The organism is Labedella gwakjiensis (assembly GCF_003014675.1).
Taxonomy (GTDB): domain Bacteria; phylum Actinomycetota; class Actinomycetes; order Actinomycetales; family Microbacteriaceae; genus Labedella; species Labedella gwakjiensis.
Genome location: NZ_PYAU01000001.1, coordinates 3,445,001 through 3,464,682 on the forward strand (window position 1 = coordinate 3,445,001; position 19,682 = coordinate 3,464,682).

At 66.0% G+C, this 19,682-nt stretch carries 22 protein-coding genes; 6 read left to right on the top strand and 16 right to left on the bottom strand.

Annotation, left to right across the window (positions count from 1 at the left end; genetic code table 11):
- Positions 1-40: 40 nt before the first annotated feature.
- The 13 genes from leuA to hrcA form a co-directional block, all read right to left on the bottom strand.
- Positions 41-1,801: a 2-isopropylmalate synthase gene (leuA, locus tag CLV49_RS16195; protein WP_106564457.1), complete on the bottom strand. Its 1,761-nt coding sequence runs from the start codon at positions 1,799-1,801 to the stop codon at positions 41-43.
- 172 nt (positions 1,802-1,973) lie between these two features.
- Positions 1,974-3,365, bottom strand: a complete 1,392-nt coding sequence (locus CLV49_RS16200) for an ABC transporter permease (RefSeq protein WP_106564458.1) — start codon at positions 3,363-3,365, stop codon at positions 1,974-1,976.
- Entirely contained in the window at positions 3,362-4,123 is a 762-nt protein-coding gene (locus CLV49_RS16205) for an ABC transporter ATP-binding protein (protein ID WP_106564459.1), read from the bottom strand. Before CLV49_RS16205 ends, CLV49_RS16200 begins: the two co-directional genes overlap by 4 nt.
- Positions 4,124-4,181: 58 nt before the next feature.
- The gene (locus CLV49_RS16210) at positions 4,182-4,874 is read right to left on the bottom strand and encodes a response regulator (protein ID WP_106564460.1); all 693 of its coding nucleotides are present in this window, start codon (positions 4,872-4,874) and stop codon (positions 4,182-4,184) included.
- Entirely contained in the window at positions 4,875-6,068 is a 1,194-nt protein-coding gene (locus CLV49_RS16215; RefSeq protein ID WP_106564461.1) for a sensor histidine kinase, read from the bottom strand. It abuts the gene before it with no gap.
- Between the two features lie 92 nt (positions 6,069-6,160).
- On the bottom strand, positions 6,161-7,147 hold the full coding sequence (gene era, locus CLV49_RS16220) for a GTPase Era (RefSeq protein ID WP_106564462.1): 987 nt from the start codon (positions 7,145-7,147) through the stop codon (positions 6,161-6,163).
- On the bottom strand, positions 7,144-8,442 hold the full coding sequence (locus tag CLV49_RS16225; protein WP_341810430.1) for a hemolysin family protein: 1,299 nt from the start codon (positions 8,440-8,442) through the stop codon (positions 7,144-7,146). Before CLV49_RS16225 ends, era begins: the two co-directional genes overlap by 4 nt.
- A gap of 1 nt (position 8,443) precedes the next feature.
- The gene (gene ybeY, locus CLV49_RS16230; RefSeq protein ID WP_106564463.1) at positions 8,444-8,905 is read right to left on the bottom strand and encodes an rRNA maturation RNase YbeY; all 462 of its coding nucleotides are present in this window, start codon (positions 8,903-8,905) and stop codon (positions 8,444-8,446) included.
- Positions 8,902-9,969: a PhoH family protein gene (locus CLV49_RS16235; RefSeq protein WP_106564464.1), complete on the bottom strand. Its 1,068-nt coding sequence runs from the start codon at positions 9,967-9,969 to the stop codon at positions 8,902-8,904. The genes ybeY and CLV49_RS16235 overlap by 4 nt, the downstream gene beginning before the upstream one ends.
- Positions 9,956-10,312 (bottom strand): HIT domain-containing protein, encoded by a 357-nt coding sequence (locus tag CLV49_RS16240; protein ID WP_106564465.1) that lies wholly within the window; start codon positions 10,310-10,312, stop codon positions 9,956-9,958. Before CLV49_RS16240 ends, CLV49_RS16235 begins: the two co-directional genes overlap by 14 nt.
- A gap of 50 nt (positions 10,313-10,362) precedes the next feature.
- On the bottom strand, positions 10,363-11,094 hold the full coding sequence (locus CLV49_RS16245; RefSeq protein ID WP_106564466.1) for a 16S rRNA (uracil(1498)-N(3))-methyltransferase: 732 nt from the start codon (positions 11,092-11,094) through the stop codon (positions 10,363-10,365).
- A gap of 3 nt (positions 11,095-11,097) precedes the next feature.
- The gene (gene dnaJ, locus CLV49_RS16250) at positions 11,098-12,201 is read right to left on the bottom strand and encodes a molecular chaperone DnaJ (RefSeq protein WP_106564467.1); all 1,104 of its coding nucleotides are present in this window, start codon (positions 12,199-12,201) and stop codon (positions 11,098-11,100) included.
- 93 nt (positions 12,202-12,294) lie between these two features.
- Positions 12,295-13,314 carry a heat-inducible transcriptional repressor HrcA gene (gene hrcA, locus CLV49_RS16255; RefSeq protein ID WP_106564468.1) on the bottom strand — a complete coding sequence of 340 codons (1,020 nt, stop codon included), beginning with the start codon at positions 13,312-13,314 and terminating at the stop codon, positions 12,295-12,297.
- A gap of 182 nt (positions 13,315-13,496) precedes the next feature.
- Between hrcA and CLV49_RS16260 the strand changes: the two genes are divergently transcribed.
- Positions 13,497-14,570 carry a tyrosine-type recombinase/integrase gene (locus CLV49_RS16260; RefSeq protein WP_106564469.1) on the top strand — a complete coding sequence of 358 codons (1,074 nt, stop codon included), beginning with the start codon at positions 13,497-13,499 and terminating at the stop codon, positions 14,568-14,570.
- Positions 14,571-14,577: 7 nt separating this feature from the next.
- Here CLV49_RS16260 and CLV49_RS16265 read toward each other — a convergent pair whose 3' ends face one another.
- On the bottom strand, positions 14,578-15,036 hold the full coding sequence (locus CLV49_RS16265) for a hypothetical protein (protein WP_106564470.1): 459 nt from the start codon (positions 15,034-15,036) through the stop codon (positions 14,578-14,580).
- A gap of 414 nt (positions 15,037-15,450) precedes the next feature.
- On the opposite strand from CLV49_RS16265, the gene CLV49_RS16270 reads away from it, so the two are divergent.
- The 5 genes from CLV49_RS16270 to CLV49_RS16290 all read left to right on the top strand — a co-directional run bounded on the left by CLV49_RS16270 (position 15,451) and on the right by CLV49_RS16290 (position 18,662).
- On the top strand, positions 15,451-16,167 hold the full coding sequence (locus CLV49_RS16270) for a hypothetical protein (protein ID WP_106564471.1): 717 nt from the start codon (positions 15,451-15,453) through the stop codon (positions 16,165-16,167).
- Between the two features lie 249 nt (positions 16,168-16,416).
- Positions 16,417-16,794 carry a hypothetical protein gene (locus CLV49_RS16275; RefSeq protein WP_106564472.1) on the top strand — a complete coding sequence of 126 codons (378 nt, stop codon included), beginning with the start codon at positions 16,417-16,419 and terminating at the stop codon, positions 16,792-16,794.
- Position 16,795: 1 nt separating this feature from the next.
- Positions 16,796-17,212, top strand: a complete 417-nt coding sequence (locus CLV49_RS16280) for a hypothetical protein (RefSeq protein WP_106564473.1) — start codon at positions 16,796-16,798, stop codon at positions 17,210-17,212.
- 16 nt (positions 17,213-17,228) lie between these two features.
- A complete protein-coding gene (locus tag CLV49_RS16285) occupies positions 17,229-17,549 on the top strand; it encodes a hypothetical protein (protein WP_127054241.1) in 321 nt (106 codons plus the stop codon).
- Positions 17,550-18,080: 531 nt separating this feature from the next.
- Positions 18,081-18,662, top strand: coding sequence for a recombinase family protein (locus CLV49_RS16290; protein ID WP_106564475.1), 582 nt, complete (start codon positions 18,081-18,083; stop codon positions 18,660-18,662).
- Here the strand turns inward: CLV49_RS16290 and CLV49_RS16295 are convergent.
- Both CLV49_RS16295 and CLV49_RS16300 read right to left on the bottom strand, forming a co-directional pair.
- Positions 18,659-18,961 carry a hypothetical protein gene (locus CLV49_RS16295; RefSeq protein ID WP_106564476.1) on the bottom strand — a complete coding sequence of 101 codons (303 nt, stop codon included), beginning with the start codon at positions 18,959-18,961 and terminating at the stop codon, positions 18,659-18,661. The two genes, CLV49_RS16290 and CLV49_RS16295, sit on opposite strands and share 4 nt — an antisense overlap.
- A 123-nt stretch (positions 18,962-19,084) precedes the next feature.
- Positions 19,085-19,630 (bottom strand): hypothetical protein, encoded by a 546-nt coding sequence (locus CLV49_RS16300; protein WP_106564477.1) that lies wholly within the window; start codon positions 19,628-19,630, stop codon positions 19,085-19,087.
- Positions 19,631-19,682 lie beyond the last annotated feature (52 nt).

Here is a 19,682-nt window from a genome sequence, read left to right on the forward strand (position 1 = left end):
GGTGACCGCCCGTTGATCGCCCGCGGATCGGGACGACTCGTCAGACCGAGGCGAGCTCCCGCTCCGGCTGTCCCGTGCGCACCCCGCGGTTCACGGCCGACACGATCGCCTTCAAGGAGGCGACGGCGATGTCACTGTCGATCCCGACGCCCCAGAGCCGCTCGCCCTCGACCTGGAGTTCGACGTACGAAGCGGCCCGTGCGTCGCCGCCCGCGCTCATGGCGTGCTCGACGTAGTCGTAGAGCGTGACGTCCACACCGTGACCGCGGAGGATCTCGAGGAAGGCGTCGATCGGGCCGTTGCCCGTCGACGTGCTTTCGGCGACCTCGTCACCGTCGCGCAGCTGGACGACGAGGTCGACGACGCCGGAGAGATCGCTCGACGTGCGCGCGTGGCGCAGCTCGAAGCGTCCCCACTTGGCCTCCTCGACGGGAGACGGCAGGTACTCGTCCTCGAAGATCCGCCAGATGGCGGCGCTCGTCATCTCGCCGCCCTCCGCGTCGGTCTTCGCCTGGACGACGCCGGAGAACTCGATCTGCAGCTTCCGGGGCAGATCCATCCCGTGGTCCGTCTTCAGCAGGTAGGCGACGCCGCCCTTACCCGACTGGGAGTTCACGCGAATGACGGCTTCGTAGCTGCGGCCGAGATCCTTCGGGTCGACCGGCAGGTAGGGAACGGCCCACTCGATGTCGTCGACCGAGACTCCACGGGCGGCCGCGTCGGCCGCCATCCGCTCGAAGCCCTTCTTGATGGCGTCCTGGTGGGAGCCGCTGAACGCCGTGAACACGAGGTCGCCGGCCCACGGGCTGCGCTCGGGGACGGGGAGCTGGTTGCAGTACTCCACCGTGCGCTTGATCGAGTCGATGTCACTGAAGTCGATCTGCGGGTCGATGCCCTGGGTGAAGAGGTTCACACCGAGCGCGACGAGGTCGACGTTGCCGGTGCGCTCGCCATTGCCGAAGAGGCAGCCCTCGATGCGATCGGCGCCCGCCAGGTAGCCGAGTTCTGCGGCCGCCACGGCCGTCCCCCGGTCGTTGTGAGGGTGCAGCGACAGGATGACGTTCTCGCGGTGTGCCAGGTGACGAGACATCCACTCGATCGAGTCGGCGTAGACGTTGGGGGTCGCCATCTCGACCGTCGCCGGCAGGTTGATGATGACCTTGCGCTCGGGAGTCGGCTCGAAGATCTCGATGACCTGGTTGCAGATGTCGACCGCGAAGTCGAGTTCCGTGCCCGTGTAGCTCTCGGGCGAATACTCGTAGTATACGGTGGTCTCGGGCACACGGGATTCCATCTCGCGGCAGAGCCGGGCACCGGCGAGGGCGATGTCGATGATGCCCTGCTTGTCGGTGCGGAAGACGACGTCGCGCTGCAGGATGCTCGTCGAGTTGTAGAGGTGGACGATCGCCTGCTTCGCGCCGGCGATCGACTCGTAGGTTCGCTCGATGAGGTGCTCGCGCGCCTGGGTCAGGACCTGGATGGTGACGTCATCCGGGATCGCGCCCTCCTCGATGAGGCTGCGCACGAAGTCGAAGTCCGTCTGGGAGGCGCTGGGGAAACCGACCTCGATCTCCTTGTAGCCCATCTTCACGAGCAGGTCGAACATGACGCGCTTGCGCTCGGGGCTCATGGGGTCGATGAGCGCCTGGTTGCCATCGCGGAGGTCGACGGCGCACCAGCGGGGCGCTGTCTCGATGCGTTTGCCCGGCCAGGTGCGATCCGGCAGCTCGACGCTGATCTGCTCGTGGAACGGACGGTACTTGTGGATCGGCATAGCCGATGCGGTCTGGGTGTTCTTCATTGCTCTACTCCTTGCGAAACGTCTACGTAGGTCACGACGGACTCCGCGACGAGGAGAAAGCGGCTAAGCCTCGTCGCGGCAGCTAAGGAGGAGCGAACCGAACAACACGCGATCAGGCTAGCACGGTGCGACGGGAGGCTCCACGTCGCACCGTGCAGTCCGCTCACGTCGCTCAGTCGACGGCGAGGGCCGCGACCGGGGTGACGCGTGTCGAGCGTCGAGCCGGAGCGACCGACGCCGAGGCCGCGAGGAGCGCCGCGATCAGGACCGCCCCGACGAGGATGAACCACGGGACGCTGGGTCCGACGAAGGCGCCCCCGAGCATCGAGCCGAGGAGCGCTTGCGCTCCGCACCAGCCGTAGGCGATGCCGAGCACGAGTCCGAAGGCGACCGATGCCACCGACATCTGCGCGGCCTCGGCGAGGACCATTCGGCGGACCTGACCAGCGGTGAAACCGAGGGCGCGGAGGAGCCCGAGCTCGCGCTGCCGCTGCAGCACGCTGAGGGAGAGCGTGTTCACCATCCCGACGGCGGCGATGACGGCGCTGAATCCGAAGAGCACCGCGAAGACGCCGATGGTCATCACGAGCGTCTGATCGACGCCGGCGAAGTCGTCGGGGTACTGCTCCGCCGCCCGCATGATCATGTCGTAGTAGCTGGCGGCGGCGACGGCGAACATCGTGACGAGTGTGACGCCGATGACGAGACCGATCGTGGCTCGGGCACTGCGTGCGGGGTTCCTCACGGCGTTCTCCGCCGCGAGCCGTGCCGTCGGCGACGAGCCCATGGCCCGACCGATGAGTCGCAGCACCGCCGGCATGATGAAGGGGGCGGCGAGCACGACGCCGGAGAACGAGAGGATGCCGCCGGCCATCCCCACGAGCACTCCGAGCATGGAGATCGATCCGACGACGACTCCGGCACCGAGGAGCACGGCGCCGACGACGATGAGCACGATGGCGCCGACCCGGCGACCTGTGGCGGCGCGGATGGTCTCCTCGTCCGGTTCCACCGCGGCGGCGGACGCCTGGATCGGGCTCACGGACAGGATGCGGCGCGACCCGACCCACGAGGAGAGCCACGTCGTGAGTGTCACGGCGACGATGGGCGCCACGAGCGCGAACGACACGACGCCGTAGTCCTCGTCCGGAAGGTCACCCGTGGCGACGCCTGCCGCTATCAGTCCGGCCATGAGGCCGACACCCGCGAGAGTCCCGATGACGGCGCCTGTGAAGCCGATGGTGATCCCGTCGATCGCGGTGCGCGCCCTCAGCCGACGTGCGTCGGCGCCGACGAGCCGCAGGAGCGCGATGTCCCGCGTGCGTCCCGCGATGACGGTGCCCACGGTGTTGGCTGTGACGATGCCGCCGACGAAGATGGCGATCGCGAAGAACACGACGGCGACCAGGCCGAGTGCGACCTGGGCCGACTCCTTCTGCCCGATCGAGTCTCCGGAGACGAGCACGCTGAGGAGCACCGTGCCCTGGAGGAGGAGGGCGCCGAAGGCGCCGGAGAGAGCGGCGACGAGCACCGTCGCACGGTAGTCGCGCCAGCGCATCCTCATCGCGCATCCTCCATGGCGAGCATGAGACGGGAGATCTCCTCGGGTGTCGAACGGTCCCGCTCGTCCACGATGCGACCATCGGCGAGGAAGAGGATGCGGTCGGCGTAGGACGCCGCCACCGGGTCGTGGGTGACCATCGCGATGGATTGCCCGAAGCGCGAGCACGCCTCCGTGAGGAGCGTCAGCACCTCGCGGCCGCTCCGCGAGTCGAGGTTCCCCGTCGGTTCGTCGGCGAAGACCAGGTCCGGCCGGGTCGCGAGGGCACGGGCGATGGCGACGCGCTGCTGCTGCCCGCCGCTGAGCTCGTGGGGTCGGTGTGTGAGCCGGTCGGCGATGCCGAGCGTGGACACGAGCGAGTCGATCCACCGCGACTCGTCCCCCGTCGGCTTCCGACCGTCGAGGTCGAAGGGCAGAAGGATGTTCGCGCGGGCGTCGAGCGTCGGGACGAGGTTGAAGGACTGGAAGACGAAGCCGATGCGACGACGCCGGAGGAGCGTGAGGTCGCGATCGCCGAGCGAGGTGATGTCGGTGTCGCCGACCCAGACCTGTCCACCGTCGCTCGAGTCGAGTCCGGCCATGACGTGCATGAGAGTGGATTTGCCGGAGCCGCTCGGGCCCATGATGGCTGTGAACTGTCCGCGTCGGATCCCGACCGAGACGTCGTCGAGGGCGACGACGGCGCCGTGGCCGACTCCGAATCGCCGGGAGACGCCGGCGACGCGGGCCGCGAGGCCCATTTCTGTAGTGGTGATCGTCATGGTTCCACGCTAGGAACCGGACCCCCGCCGCCGCGTCGGCAGCCGGGGTGATGATGCGTCATCCCCGAGGATGAACCGATCCGGGGTCGACGAGCCCGTGCTCGTACGCGAAGATCACGAGTTGGACGCGGTCGCGCAAGCCGAGCTTCGAGAGCACGCGGGAGATGTGGGTCTTCACGGTCGCCTCGCTCACGAACTCCTGTGCGGCGATCTCCGAATTGCTGAGGCCGGCGGCCGCGAAGAGGAAGATGTCGTGCTCTCGGGATGTGAGCGTCGCGAAGGCCGGAGGCACAGCTGCGGTGGCCGCCGCGCCGACGTGGCGGAAGAGTTCCACCGTGGCGCCGGGGGCGATGACGGCGTTGCCCGCATAGACGGTCCGGATCGCGGCGAGCAGGAACTCGGGGTGCGTGTCCTTGAGGAGGAAGCCGCTCGCGCCCCGGCGGAGGGCGGTCGCGGCCGCTTCGTCCAGGTCGAACGTCGTGAGGACGATGATCTTCGGTGCGGGCCGCCCCGACGCGTCGAAGCGCTCGAGGATCGCGCCCGTCGCCGCGATCCCGTCCATGACCGGCATGCGCACGTCCATGAGGATCACGTCCGGTTCGAGTTCGATGGCCCGCTCGACGCCGCCAGCGCCGTCCTCAGCCTCCGCGACGATCGTGAGGTCGGGTTGCGAGTCGACGAGCATGCGGATACCCGCACGGAACAGCGACTGGTCGTCGACGAGCAGAACGGAGATCGGGGCGTCGGTCACTTAGGGGGCCTCTCGGAGGGGGGCGGGGAAGGGGATGAAGGCGTCGACGCGGAAGGCCATGCCACCGGGACGGTCGATCGTGAGACGGCCGCCCGTGAGTTCTGCACGCTCACGCATCCCGGCGATGCCGTGGCCGGGCGACGGCGCTGTGGGCACGGGGGGCACGGCGTTCTCGACAGACACCGCGACACCCTGCTCGACCCAGCGCACCGTGACGGCGACATCCCTCGTCTTGTCACCGTGGCGCAACGCGTTGGTGAGCGACTCCTGCACGATTCGGTACACCGCGATCTGATGACTGGCCGGCATCGGGCGTGCGACGCCGGATTCCACGAATCGGATGCCCAGTCCGGCAGCCCTCATCTGGTCGACCAGTCGACCCAGATCGCCGATCATCGGCTGCGGGCCACCCGACTGACTGTGCCGGAGCTCTGCAAGCAGGACACGCACGTCGATGAGGGCCTCGCGCGCAGTCTCCGAGATGGTCTCGAGGGCACGCTCCCCCATCTGTGGAGCCGTGACCATCGCATACCGGGCGCCGTCGGCCTGGGCGATGACGACGGCGAGCGAGTGCGCGACCACATCGTGCATGTCACGCGCGATCCGGTTGCGCTCCTGCTCGACGACCACGGTGCGTTCGGCGGAGAGCCGTTCCTGCTCCAGGCGGTACTGCTCGGCGCGGGAGGCCCTCGTCGTCTCCGCCTGGCGGATGATGACGCCGAGTCCCCACGCGATTGTGAGAACGAACACGGCCGCGGCGGACGCTGTGACGACGCTGAAGATCGTGACCGTCCACCCGGTCGAATCGTAGATCGGGACCCCGACGCCGTAGACCTGCGAGACCGTGTAGACGGACGCGATCACGCCGCCGACGATCGCCGACACGAGTCCGTACCAGCGCACCCAGCCTTCGCCGTAGCGACCGACCGCGTAGAGGACCGGGAGGATCATGACGTCGAAGACGTTCGCCGGCTGCTGCGTTGTGAGCTGAACCGCGACCGCGAACCATGCGGCGGAGAGTGCGATCACCGGCGAGTACCGACGGACAGCGAGCGCCGATGCGAGGAACAGGACGACGAAGCCGGCGATCACGGGGTCGGGCGAGAAGAAGACGAACGGGAGGAGGATCAGTCCGATGCCCGCGGCGACGACGACGTCGACGACCTTCTGCGTGCGCGTGAGGACCCGGATCATCCGACCACGCTAACAAGAGAGGAGGCACGCCGGACGCCCACCGGCCGGGGTTCCGCCCCCGGGCCGACGAACATCATCCGCTGGGTTGACGCTCAGAAGCCGAGGCGCCTCAGCTGCTTCGGGTCGCGCTGCCATTCCTTCGCGACCTTGACCCGGAGGGACAGGAACACGGGTGAGCCCACGAGCGGCTCGATCTCGGCGCGGGCGCGGGAGCCGACGTCCTTGAGACGTGAACCGCCCTTTCCGATGATGATCGCCTTCTGGCTGTCGCGTTCCACGAACACGTTCGCGTAGATCTCGACGATGTCCTTGTCCTCACGCCGCTGGATGTCGTCGATCGTGACGGCGAGAGAGTGAGGGAGTTCGTCGGTGACGCCTTCGAGAGCGGCCTCCCTGATGAGCTCGGCCACCCGATCCTCGAGCGTCTCCTCCGTGACGGCCTCCGCAGGATAGAGCGCAACGGACGGGGGAAGCAGGGCGAGGATCTCGTCCGCGAGGACGTCGAGCTGGATGCTCTCGGTGGAGGACACCGGAACGATCGAGTCCCACTCGCGCAGCTGTGACACCGCGATCAGCTGATCCCCGACCTTGTCACGGGGAACATCGTCGATCTTCGTGACGATGGCGATCTTCTTCGCCCGACCGTAGCGGTCGAGCTGCTCGTTGATGAAGCGGTCCCCCGGGCCGATCTTCTCGTCGGCGGGGATGCAGAGACCGATGACGTCGACGTCGCCGAGCGTCGCCTCGACCAGATCGTTCAGGCGCTGACCGAGCAGGGTTCGCGGCCGGTGGATACCCGGCGTGTCGACGATGACGATCTGCCCGTCCGGACGGTGGACGACGCCGCGGATGGCGCGACGCGTCGTCTGGGGCTTCGAACTCGTGATGGCGACCTTCTCGCCCACGAGCGCGTTCGTGAGGGTCGATTTACCGACGTTCGGTCGCCCGACGAACGAGACGAATCCCGCGCGGTAGGCGGGCCCGGCGTTCGCCGCATCGGTGTCGGGGGAAGCGTCGGAGGATGGTTGCGTGGACCCCACTGGGGCCTCCGCGTCGTGCTCAGAGTGTTCGTTCGTCATTCCGCTGCCTCTCTGTCGAGCGCCGCGCGGATCTCGTCGAGCGCCTCCGTCGGTCGGACGACGACGCTCACGAGTCGCTTGCGTCTCCCGTCCACTCGTTCGGCGACGAGGACGAGCCCGTTCGCCGTGACCTGGTCGCCGGCGACGGGGAGTCGCCCGAGATGCTTCGTGAGGAGACCGCCGACAGTGTCGACGTCGTCGTCCTCGAGCTCGATCCCGTAGAGCTCGCCGAGTTCGTCGATCGCGAGCCGAGCGCTCACCCGGTGGCCGCCCTCCTCGAGCGGGACGACCTCCTCCAGCTCGGTGTCGTACTCGTCGGAGATCTCCCCGACGAGCTCCTCGATGAGATCCTCGATCGTCACGAGGCCGGCCACTCCGCCGTACTCGTCGATCACGATCCCGAGGTGCGTCGATTCGACCTGCATCTGAGCAAGAAGCGCGTCGGCCTTCTGCGACTCGGGCACGAAGAGGGCCGGCTTGGCGATGGCCGCTGCGGTGAGCACGTCAGCCTCGTGGGGAGTCTCGTAGCCGATCCTGGCCACGTCCTTCAAGTACAGGATGCCGACGACCTCGTCGATATCACCGTCGATCACCGGCAGCCGCGAGACTCCCGTGCGGAGGAAGACGCCGGTGGCCGCCTGGACGCTCTCCGACGCGTCGACGACGATCATGTCCGTCCGCGGGACCATGACCTCCCGGACGACGGTCTGATTGAACTCGAAGATCGAGTGGATCAGGGCCCGCTCGTCCTCCTCGAGGACGGCGAGCTCCGTGGCCTCATCGACCATGCTGAGGAGCTGTTCCTCCGAGGAGAACGCCGAGTTGCGGGAGACGCCGGGAGTGACCCTGTTGCCGAAAGCGACGAGCGCGTCGGCGAGGGGACCGAGGACGACGCGCACCGCGTGGACGATCGGCGCGGTCACCTCGAGGATCGAGTCGGCGTTCGATCGGCCGAATCCACGGGGGCTCGCTCCGACGAGCACGAAGGACACAGCGGTCATGAGCAGAGCGGAGAGGACGAGTGCGAGCCACAGCGACTCGAGGGAGAACGAGAAGGCCAGCGTCACGAGCACGGCCGCGGTGGTCTCCGCGCTGATCCTGATGAACGAGATCGCGTTCACGTGGGTACCCGTGTCCTCCGCGATACGCACGAGTGAGCGCCTGGCGCGAGACTCGATGGCGATCGACAGGATGTCGGAGCGCGACTTCACGGAGATGGCGGCCTCGGCGGCCGACATCAGCCCGGCGAAGGCGACGAGGACGAACGACCCGGCGATGAGCCAGAGCAGGAGCACGTCAGCCGCGCCGCTCGCTCATCGCGAATCCGAGCAGGATGTCCCGCTGGATGCCGAACATCTCCCGCTCCTCTTCGGGCTCCGCGTGGTCGAAGCCCAGCAGGTGGAGCACGCCGTGGGCGGTGAGGAGGAGGAGCTCGTTGATCGTGGGGTGCCCAGCCGTCTCCGCCTGCGACTCGGCGACCTGCGGACACAGGACGATGTCGCCGAGGAGGCCGGGAGGGGTGGGTTCCTCCTCGGTGCCCGGGCGGAGTTCGTCCATGGGGAAGCTGAGCACGTCGGTCGGCCCGGGCTCATCCATCCACTGGACATGGAGTTGCTCCATCGCGGCCTCGTCGACGAGCACGATGTTGAGCTCGGCCTCCTCGCTCACGTGCATGACGCCGAGGGCGAAGTCGGCGACCCGGAGGATCTTGGCCTCGTCGACCTCGACGCCGGACTCGTTGTTGATCTCGATGCTCATGCACGGCCTCCTCTGGGCAGACGATCCCGGGGGGACGCACCGCGTCGCTCCGCGCGGTTGGCGAACTCCCTGGCCTGCTCGCGCTCGTAGTGATCCGCCTGCTTCTTCGCGTCGTACTCGCTGTAGGCGTCCACGATGCGGCCAACGAGGGTGTGGCGCACGACGTCCTCACTGGTGAGACGCGCGAAGTGGATGTCGTCGATGTCCGTCAGGACACGCGTGACGAGGCGGAGTCCGGAAGCGTTGGTGGGCAGGTCGATCTGGGTGATGTCGCCCGTGATCACCATCTTCGACCCGAAACCGAGACGCGTCAGGAACATCTTCATCTGCTCGGGCGACGTGTTCTGCGCCTCGTCGAGCACGATGAACGAGTCGTTGAGCGTGCGACCGCGCATGTAGGCGAGCGGGGCCACCTCGATCGTGCCGGCGGCGAGGAGCTTCGGAACGAGTTCCGGATCCATCATCTCGTTGAGCGCGTCGTACAACGGCCGCAGGTAGGGGTCGATCTTGTCGGTGAGGGTGCCGGGGAGGAAGCCGAGCCGCTCCCCCGCCTCGACGGCCGGTCGCGTGAGGATGATCCGATTGACCTCTTTGCGCTGCAGCGCCTGCACGGCCTTCGCCATAGCGAGGTAGGTCTTGCCCGTGCCGGCCGGGCCGATCCCGAAGACGATGGTGTTCTCGTCGATCGCGTCGACGTAGGACCGCTGGCCCGCCGTCTTCGGCCGGATGCTCTTCCCGCGGGAGGTGAGGATGGCCTGGCCGCCGAGCACGTCGGCCGGTCGGCCATCGCTCTCGATGATGCTCGCCGACGAGCGCACCTCAGCGGGTTCGACGTCCTGTCCGTTGCGGATCATGATGAGGAGCTCCTCGATGAGAGTGGTGGCTGCGGCTACCTGTTCCGGGTCGCCGGTGAGGGTGAGTTCGTTGCCGCGGGCGTGAAGCTCCACGTCCGGATACTGGGTCTCGATCGTGCGCAGGAGGCGGTCCTGCGGACCGAACAGGCGCACGAGGGCGATGCCGTCGATGTGCAGGCGCGACACCGCGCCGCCGTCAGGCTCCGCCAAGCGTCCCCTCCTCGAGTCCGCCGGCCAGGACGTGGGCGTGGACGTGGAAGACCGTCTGCCCTGCTCGCTCTCCGGTGTTGAACACGAGACGGAAGTCGCCGTCCGAGTGCTCGTCGGCGATGTCCCGAGCGACGGCGACGACCTCCGCGAGCAGCCCCGGGTCTCCGGCGGCGAGCTCCGTCACGTCGCGATAGGCCTCGGTCTTCGGCACGACGAGCACGTGAACGGGGGCCTGCGGGGCGATGTCGCGGAACGCGATGATCCGCTCGGACTCGAAGACGACGTCGGCTGGGATCTCGCGCGCGACGATGCGGCTGAAGATGCTCGGCTCGGTGGTGTCCATGCGATCCAGTCTACGGGCGTGGGGCGGGAGCCGGGGCGCCCGGGAGCCGGTCACCAGCGGCCGAGGGCGACGTTCGTCACGGCGATGGCGGCCGGCCCCGCCGTCGACGTCCGGAGCACGGTGTCGCCGAGCACGACGAGGACCGCTCCAGCGTCCTCGAGACGCGTCAGCTCCTCGGGTGTGAAGCCGCCCTCCGGTCCGACGGCGAGCACGATTCGCCGCGTCGAATCGGGCACCGTGCGCACGGCGTCGGCGAGCCGGACATCGGCGCGAGGATCGAGCACGAGGACGGCATCCCCGTCCGCCACCAGATCGGCAGGAGGCAGAGGAGCGGTCACCTCGGGGACCCAGGCGCGGATCGCCTGCTTGCTCGCTTCCCGCACGATCGACGTCCAGCGGGTCACGCCCTTCTCGACCTTCGGGCCCGACCACCGCGAGATGCTCCGGGCGGCCTGGAGCGGGATCACGCCGGACACCCCCACCTCGGTGGCGGCCTGGATCGCGAGCTCGTCGCGGTCGCCCTTGGCGAGGGCCTGGGCTAGCCAGATCTCGGGTGTCGGCCGCTCCTGCCGACGCGGGTCCCCGATGCGGAAGGAGACGGAGGTCGGAGAGACCGCCTCGACCGAGGCGTCGGCCAGCGTGCCCCTGCCGTCACCGAGGAGGATTTGCTCCCCCACACGCAGCCGGTTCACGGCGGCGTGGTGGGCCTCGCGGCCGTCCACCGTAACGAGCGCGCCACCATCACGATCTGCGAGATCGTCCGCGTAGAAGAGCGAGCTCACGGCTCAGCCGCGGAAGCGGTCGCGGAGCTTCGAGAAGATGCCCTGGTGGAAGGAAGCGAGCTGCGGCCCGTGCTGTTTCCGGCCTTTCGCGAATGCCTCCATGAGCTCGCGCTCCTTGTGGTCGAGCTTGGTGGGAGTGACGACCTGGAGTCCGATGCGGAGGTCTCCGCGCCCGGATCCACGGAGCTTCGTGATGCCACGGCCCTTGATGGTGAGGACCTCGCCGCTCTGCGCGCCCGCGCGCACCTCGACATCGACGTTGCCGTCGAGACCGGGGATTGAGGCCTCTGTGCCGAAGATCGCATCCGTCATCGGGACCTCGAGCGTGCAGAGGAGATCATCGCCGTCGCGACTGAAGTCCTCGTTGTGGCGCACCTTGATCTCGAGGAACAGGTCGCCGTTCGGCCCGCCGGCCGGCCCGACCTCTCCGCTGCCGGGCATCTGGAGACGCAAGCCGGTGTCGACGCCGGCGGGGATGTCGACCGGAACGGTGCGCCGCGCCCTGACGCGCCCTTGGCCGCCGCACGTGACGCACGGGTTCGGGATGACGGTGCCGTATCCGCGGCAGGTACCGCACGGGGAGGCCGTGACGACGTTGCCGAGGAGCGAGCGGACGGTGCGTTGGATCTGTCCGGCTCCGCGGCACACGTCGCACGTGACAGGGCTCGTGCCGGGCTGGCAGCAGCTGCCGTTGCACGTTCCGCAGACCACGGCCGTGTCGACCTCGAGGTCGCGGTGCGTTCCGAAGATGACCTCGTCGAGGTCGACCTCGACGCGCAGGAGGGCATCCTGCCCGCGCTCCCGTCGAGACTTCGGGCCGCGCTGGGCTCCGCCACCGAAGAACGAATCGAAGATGTCCCCGAAACCGGAGAAGCCTGCGGCGCCGCCGCCCCCGAAGCCGCCGGCGTCGCCGAGGTCGTAGCGCTGGCGCTGCTCGGGGTCGCTCAAGACGTCGTAGGCGTGGGTGACGGCCTTGAACTTCTCGCTGGCGTCCGCCCCGGGGTTCACGTCCGGGTGGAGTTCGCGCGCGAGCTTCCTGTACGCCTTCTTGATCTCGTCGGCGCTCGCGTCGCGCGAGACGCCGAGGACGTCGTAGTGGTCAGCCACACAGGGCCTTTCGTCTGGGGTGCGTCGGCGCCTCGTGGGCGCAGACGGCGTGGATGGGATGTTCGGTGGCCCGGGAAGTCCGGACCAGGTTCGTCACGACTCCCCGAGGAGCCGCGTGAGGTAGCGGGCGACGGCGCGGACGGCCGCCATGTTGTTGCTGTAGTCCATGCGGGTGGGGCCGAGGACGCCGAGCCGGGCGGTCTCGCCCGCCGTCGAATAGTCGCTCACCACGACCGACGTCTCGGCGAGACCGTACGCCGCGTTCTCGCGACCGATGCGCGCGGTCACACCGAAGGCGTCCGACTGCATCTCCCCGAAGAGCCTGAGCAGGACGACCTGCTGCTCGAGCGCCTCGAGCACGGGGAAGATACTCCCACGGAAGTCGTCCTCCGTCCGCGCGAGGTTGGCCGATCCCGCGAGCACCAGGCGGTCCTGGCGGTGATGACCGAGCTGCCCGATCACGGCGTCGGTCACGAGGATGGCGAGGTCCCGATCCGGCGCGTCGACGGCGTTCGGCAGCTTCTCGAGCGCGGCGGCCGCCTCGGCGATCGAGAATCCGACCGTCGCGTCGCCGATGGCGGTGCGGAGCCTCTCGACGGCTTCGGCGTCGACGGGGGTTCCGGTCTCGATGACGCGCTGCTCCACGCGACCGGAATCGGTGATGAGGACGGCGAGCAGTCGGGACGGCGCCAGCGTCACGAGTTCGACGTGCCGTACGGATGCCTTCGAGAACGTGGGGTACTGGACGATCGCGACCTGGTTCGTGAGCTGCGAGAGCAACCGGACCGTGCGCGACAGCACGTCGTCGAGGTCGACCGACTCTCCGAGGAACTGCTCGATCGCGACGCGCTGCGCGCTCGAGAGCGGACGGCGGTCGGCGAGCTGGTCGACGAAGAGCCTGTATCCCTTGTCCGTCGGCACCCGGCCGCTCGACGTGTGGGGAGCGACGATGAGCTCCTCCTCCTCCAGGAGGGCCATGTCGTTGCGAATGGTGGCCGCCGAGACCCCGAACGCGTGGCGGTCGACGATGGACTTCGATCCCACGGGCTCGCGAGAGGCGACGTAGTCGTGCACGATCGCACGAAGGACATCCAGTCCGCGTTCCGATACCACCGGCGCCCTCCCGTCGATCGCGTTGGCACTCACCGTCTCTGAGTGCCAATGATACCCCTTACCCGCTCGCCCAGTGCTGGCGCGGAAGTCGTGTCGTCCGCTCCCAATTCGCTCCCCGTTGACCTTGGTCAATCAAGCCTCCTCCGGCGTATAAGAACTGACATACCAAGGAGGCACACATCATGAGCAGAATTGCCAAGGGCTCCATCCGCCTGGAGAAATCCGGACGCTGGTCCGTCCGGTACATCAACACGGTGGGTAAGAGGGTGAGCGGCGGAACCTTCACTACGAAGACGGACGCAGCTCGTCACCTTCGTACAGTCCTCGTGGACATAGAACGTGGTGAGCACGTGGAGAAGGAGAAGTCGCGCGTTCTCTTCTCCGCGGTCGTGGACAAGGTCATGGTCATCCGGCAGACAGAGGTGGCCCCGGGCACGTACCGCAACGATCTCTCCGCCCTCCGTGCGGTCATCCTGCCGACGTTCGGGTCCAAGAGGATCGGAGACATCGATGAGGAGGAGGTGGACCTCTGGTGGGCTGCGAACGCTCACCGGAAGGCATCGCGTCAGGCGGCGTATCAGCTCCTCAGGAAGATCATGAAGAAGGCCGTCTCCTGGAAGTACATTCGCATCAGCCCGTGCAACGTCGAGAAGAAGCGCGGTGAGCAGGCGCACACCACCCGACCCGTGTTCACTGTGAATCAGTTCCTCGACGTACTGGAGCACACGCCTCTGGAGCTTCAGGTTGTGCTCTGGGTGACTTTCTCAGCCCACCTCCGGCTCGGGGAGGTACTTGGACTCAACCGTGGTGACTTCGACAAGAAGACGGGCGTCCTGACCGTGCAGCGGCAGTTGACCAACATCGGTTCCAAGTCGCTTCGGCAGACGAAGACCGGACGGGTGAAGAAGTTGACGCTCCTTCCCGAGGGACTGGAGGAGCTGAGGGCGTACGTGGACGCACGGAACATCTTTGACCTGGCTCCCATGTTCGTGGGGAAAAAAGGTGATCGGCTGTCTCACAACGCCCTCCGGAGCGCCTTCATCAAGGCACGTGAGGCCGCTGGAGTCCCGACCATGCATTTCCACGACATCAGGCACATCAGCCTGACTCACGTGGCCCAGAACGGCGCGACCTTGAAGGACGTGATGCACCGGGGGGACCACACCACGGAGCGGATGGCTCTCGTCTACCAGGGGACCGACGCCGCTCGTGATGCTCAGGTGGCCGCTCGTGCGGGGATTCGTAGGCGTGCCTGAGCCCTACTTACAGGCGGCGCTCGCTCTGCACCCTCTGCCCGAAGCTCTCCAGGTCGTTCTCGAACTGCTCCATAATCTCGATATCGGTCTCTAGGACGTCCCGTGACATGGTCATGAACATGCTTCCGTCGTCGTGTGCCGAATGCCGCCGACCCACATAGCCATCCGGTCCGACGGCGAACCAGCCGGTGTGGACGATGGAGTTCCGAAGTCGTCCACGACGATCGGCGCTCCGGAGGAGATACGTCATCTCCTCCTCCCAGGGACCACCGGCAGCGTCTGCTCGGAGGATGCGAAGCAGACCGCCCCACATAGGGGCGTTTTCGAGGGTCGGTAACCCCGCCTGCGAGCGCATCAACAGGAGGAGACGGTACATCATCGATTCCGCGTTCCCCGCGGCAGTGATGTACCGACCGAGTAGTTCGTGGAACTTGGCCCAGTCCTCGGGCGACCCCTGTCTGTGCATGGGGAGAGAGTATCGAGCGTCTAGAAGAAGAGGCTTTTCGAAGCGAGGTGGGTGCTTGGTTCATAGAACTATCTGCTCCAGCAGATGAACAGATAGAGCCTCGTGCCCCTTCAACTTCTACGTCAATTTTCTACCTAGGTCATAGAACTATCTGCCCCGGTAGATGAGTACATGGGGTCCCATTGCCACCCTCTCTAGTTCCCGTCCGTACGCGCTAAACACCAGATGAAAGCGAGGATATTCGGCCTGCGTGATATGCTGGAGACGCTCCAGTGAAGTGAAGCATTCGCGTGGGGAGCTACGGAATACCCGACTCCCCACGCATCACTTCCTTGAGGCGCTAGGCGGACTAGTAGAGGCTCCATCCGCTGAGGCCCATTCGAAATTCATCACTTCACTTCGAATGGAGCCGACATGGCCTTCCCCGCCCCCACCCTCTTGGGACCTTCCGTCACGCACAAAGCGAAGAAGGCACCCAACCCCGACTACTTCAGACCACGGAAGTTCCGGGCCAAGACTCTTCGCATCCTCGTCGTTGAGGAGTTCTACCGACTGAACGACCTCGTACGAGCTGGCACCTACTGGGGCCTGGACCCCGTGGACATGACAGCGGAACGTCTGTTCGTCCGTGTTCGTGAACTGGCTCCACACCTCTCGTGGGACGACTGGGAGACGCTGGCTCAGGCAGCCGCTGTCCGAGTAGCTGAGACGTACGACGCTGGCTACATCGCCCGTTGCTCGCGTGCAGGGCGGAAGAGCAAGCCACGCCCTCGTTGGACGCTCAAGGAGTTGAAGGCCGTCAAAGGCCTCTCCAAGTCCGAACAGGCCCGGAAGCTGGAGTGCTCTGTGAGTACCATTACCCGCCTCCGTCGTCAGCTCGCACTCCGTATGGCAGCACTGGACTTCGCCTCTCGCCCCAAAGGGTTCAAGCTCACCATCCAGGACCTCGTGGCCCTCCGGGACCTCTACAAGGATGACCGCCGCACAGCCCGGAAGTCTCGCCCGTTCGTACCCCTCGCCGTCCTTCGTGGTGAGCGACAGAAGACGATCAACATGGCGCTCCTCTTCGCGCCTGACAGACGAGCACGCCTGGAGGTCGCACGTCACTACGGCCTAAGAGTCTCGTCATGAACACGTAACGAGAGACCACTGAAGAAAATCGATTCGGGGCCGATAGTACATACGACACCGAATCGACGTATCGACGGAGGGAGCACCGAGATGGCGAGACCCTGTTCTGTCTGCACCCATGTTTCCCGGGCCGAAATCGATCGATCTCTCGCTGGACTGACCCCTGTCTCCGACGTCGCGACGAAGTTCGGAATTGGCGAATCCTCCCTACGTCGGCACGCTCGAAATCATCTGGGTACTAGCCTCCTCGTGACCGCCAGCATGGAAGACGGGCCCAGCGTGTCGGACTTCGCTGGTGCACTGTCACTGGCTCTCAGCGACGTCATGGCGGTCCGCAGAGCGGCCCTAGCGGCGGGGCAGGCGGCGACCGTACTCCGGGCCGCAGCGACGACGGAACGCCTTGTGTCCACGATCCTCACCACGATGGGCGTGGATGACGAGGAGGTCGTGCGCCAGCTCAGAGACGGAGAGCGCCTTGCTCTGGCGGTCGGACAGACAGCACGCCGGAACCCCGAGTTCGCGGCGGCACTTCGTGATCGTCTCACCGCCGAAGGCGAACACGAGATGGCCGGGGCGATGGCAGTCCTCGCGATCACCCCACGAACTCACACCCAGGAGGAGAACTGAAATGACACACACCACGACAACCGACAAGGCCGCTTCCGCGACGATGCCGAAGGCAGGCGAGGAGTTTCACGTCCTCCGCTCAGGCACCGTCTTGTTCGGTGCGGTCTGGAAGCGGGGCGACACTGTCGTCCTCACGGCCGAGCACATCCAAGAGTCGATCAACCGGCATGGCGAAAGCTTCCTGACAACGTTCCACGATGCTGAAGCCCAGCGCTCCAAGTGGGGCCACGAGATTGTCCGTCCCGGTCCAGCTCCAGAGGGTTTCCGAGTGTGGACAGAGGGATCGCCGGAAGAAGATCTTGCACGGGACGCCGCTCGGAAAGCAGCTTGGGCGTTGGACGATCTTGAGGAGCGGACCCAGGCTCTCCGAGACCTGAATCGCACATACGGGTCGCGTAGAACATCCATCACGCTCTGAACTAGGAGAAACACCCATGGACACACCCACAATGGACCGCCACTCCGCTCTCTCCGAGCTGGTCGCGATCGCCCTGACCCAGAGCGGGGTCGCAGTGGATTCAGGCGACGCCAACCGCCCGACTCTCGATCTTCCAGGATGGAGTCTTGCCGTCAGCATCGCGAACGACGAGACTCCCGATGCCGCCCTCCGTCGCGCCGAGAACTTCGATGACGGCGGCACGGCCCTCCCCGCGGTCGTGTCGTACTCGCCCGGAAGAGAACTACAGGAGCAGCACGTCACGATGAGCCTCGGAACATTCGGGAAACTCGTCCAGCGCCTTCCGGAGCGACCGTGAGGACCCACGCCCCGTCGTTCGCCGGTAGCCAGACCATCCAGCTCTCTAGTGCGTCCTGGAGCGCTTCCCCTGCCGCTCGGGTGTCGGCCTCGCGTCGGAACGGACGACGCCTGGTCTACGTCATGGACGCTGGACGAGTGCACTGTCTCACCGCAGTGGGTGGCGAGGCTCTGGAGGTGGACATCCCTGCTGAGATGCGGGCGACGATCTTGGTGCGTCAATTCGGCCGGGAGCACACCTGACGCCTCCTCAACACTTCGGGTTCCTCCTCTCCTCCGTTGGTGAACCCGAATCCGGACGTGTCGCCCGGCACCCCGGAGGCCGCCCCCATCAGGAAATCGAGAGCCTGCTGGGGGCGGCTACTTTCTAGTGGGGGGTCACATTCTTGTTCTCAAAAACGATGCCCAGATGCGACAGATCGAGGCGATGTCACTCACTCGTCGTTCCGGGCCCCAACCTCGATCTTTCTTCGGTAAATACCCATACGTTTTTGCGTTGCAGAAACGTATGGCTTTGTGCGAGGCTTGGGGAATGACAACATCCTCGACGGGTACGCGCCTTGGGTACGTACGAGTAAGCACAGGTAAGCAGGATGAGAGCCTCCAACACGATGCGCTCGACAACGCGAAGGTACTGAAGAGGAACAGGTACGTCGATCATGGAGTCTCTGGATCGAAGTCTTCTCGTCCTGCTCTCGACGCCATGCTGGCCGACGCGAGTACAGGCGACACCATCGTCGTCTACAAGCTCGACCGCATCGGGCGCTCAACGGCGCACGTCGCACAGCTCCTTGCCAACTTGACCGAGCGAGGCATTTTCGTGGAGTCGATTTCCGATGGCCTGAACAGCTCTACTCCCACAGGCAGGGCCATGCTCCAGATGCTCGCCATCTTTGCGGAGATGGAGCGCTCGTTCATCTCTGAGCGCACAATCGCAGGGCTAGCCGCAGCGAAGGGGAAAAATCGCAAGGGCGGACGTCCAAGGACCGATCCCGCGACGGCTAGGAAAGCGCAGACGCTGCGGGATTCTGGCGAGAGCATCGCAGAGATTTCATCCACGCTCGAAATCTCGGTCGCTACGGTCTATAGGCTGACGTCGGCTCCTCGGGGTTAGCGGCCGGTTGGCCCCTGCTGCCTGACAACGAACTTAATTGCTTCGCCAAACGAGTCGAACTCTCGCCCCAGTCCATCGGACAGCTCAGCCGAAGCCGTGTACGCGTAGCTGACGCCGTCTCTACCCACGCTTATATGACCCGTGTGGGCGCCGAACGACACGACGTACCACTCCGACTCTCGCAACGGCTGTCCGAGCCATGTGTTGTCGTTCAGAACTCGAATGTGAACGGCATGACCGTCCACGTCAATCTCGACGTGCTTTCCCTCGGCGTACTGAACATCCTGGGGCTGAATCATAGGTTCTCCTTGGCTGTCGCACGTTCGGGAGGTCGAAAATTCTAGAGAGGAGGGCCGACCCTGACTGACACAGTCAGAATGGCACGTCGCATGGGTTGTCTCAAGAACTGAGACAAGGCGGTCCTACTCGCTCGCGTACGTGCTCCAGGTCCAGGCGATTTCGTCGTAGCGAACGGGCCGCGACCCGACGGTGGCGGCTTGCCGAAGCGTGTCCAAATCCACGTTGTCGGGCAAGATCGCTTCGAGGAGGTCGTACACCTGGCCCTCGGAGAATGGCGTGTCCCTGGGAAGAATCCAGGACACCCATCCTTCTTCACACTGTTCCTTCTCGATGACGTAGAGGTCGATGACGACGAGCAATTCCGAGTCATCCAGCAACCCGGAGTACTGCACCTCGGTGCCAGGGTTGGCGCGAGCTTCCTCATAGGCAGTGCGGCCAATCGCCCTGAACTCATCGAGCAAGTTTGCAGAGCTAATTCTTTCCAGCGCCTCGTAGTCGTCAGGAGTCGGAAGCAAAAGGTCTTTATCGCTCAGAGACATGAAGTGCTTGTAGACGTCTCGGTCCTCGTGCGTCGCGTGAGTGTCACCGTAGGCGAGCAGCCAGCACACGTCCTCGACTTCGTCCCAGTAGGTCGCCCCGCGTCCACGGCCCACGTGCAGGCTTAGCACCCCTGGGTACGGGAAGACGTCCTTAACGGGCTCACCGACCCCTGGCGAACCA

Bases quoted from the DNA above. Each gene is read 5' to 3' on its own strand.
- leuA (WP_106564457.1), bottom strand. From the start codon at position 1,801: ATGAAGAACACCCAGACCGCATCGGCTATGCCGATCCACAAGTACCGT.
- CLV49_RS16200 (WP_106564458.1), bottom strand. From the start codon at position 3,365: ATGAGGATGCGCTGGCGCGACTACCGTGCGACGGTGCTCGTCGCCGCT.
- CLV49_RS16205 (WP_106564459.1), bottom strand. From the start codon at position 4,123: ATGACGATCACCACTACAGAAATGGGCCTCGCGGCCCGCGTCGCCGGC.
- CLV49_RS16215 (WP_106564461.1), bottom strand. From the start codon at position 6,068: ATGATCCGGGTCCTCACGCGCACGCAGAAGGTCGTCGACGTCGTCGTC.
- era (WP_106564462.1), bottom strand. From the start codon at position 7,147: ATGACGAACGAACACTCTGAGCACGACGCGGAGGCCCCAGTGGGGTCC.
- ybeY (WP_106564463.1), bottom strand. From the start codon at position 8,905: ATGAGCATCGAGATCAACAACGAGTCCGGCGTCGAGGTCGACGAGGCC.
- CLV49_RS16240 (WP_106564465.1), bottom strand. From the start codon at position 10,312: ATGGACACCACCGAGCCGAGCATCTTCAGCCGCATCGTCGCGCGCGAG.
- CLV49_RS16260 (WP_106564469.1), top strand. From the start codon at position 13,497: ATGAGCAGAATTGCCAAGGGCTCCATCCGCCTGGAGAAATCCGGACGC.
- CLV49_RS16265 (WP_106564470.1), bottom strand. From the start codon at position 15,036: ATGCACAGACAGGGGTCGCCCGAGGACTGGGCCAAGTTCCACGAACTA.
- CLV49_RS16270 (WP_106564471.1), top strand. From the start codon at position 15,451: ATGGCCTTCCCCGCCCCCACCCTCTTGGGACCTTCCGTCACGCACAAA.
- CLV49_RS16280 (WP_106564473.1), top strand. From the start codon at position 16,796: ATGACACACACCACGACAACCGACAAGGCCGCTTCCGCGACGATGCCG.
- CLV49_RS16285 (WP_127054241.1), top strand. From the start codon at position 17,229: ATGGACACACCCACAATGGACCGCCACTCCGCTCTCTCCGAGCTGGTC.
- CLV49_RS16290 (WP_106564475.1), top strand. From the start codon at position 18,081: ATGACAACATCCTCGACGGGTACGCGCCTTGGGTACGTACGAGTAAGC.
- CLV49_RS16295 (WP_106564476.1), bottom strand. From the start codon at position 18,961: ATGATTCAGCCCCAGGATGTTCAGTACGCCGAGGGAAAGCACGTCGAG.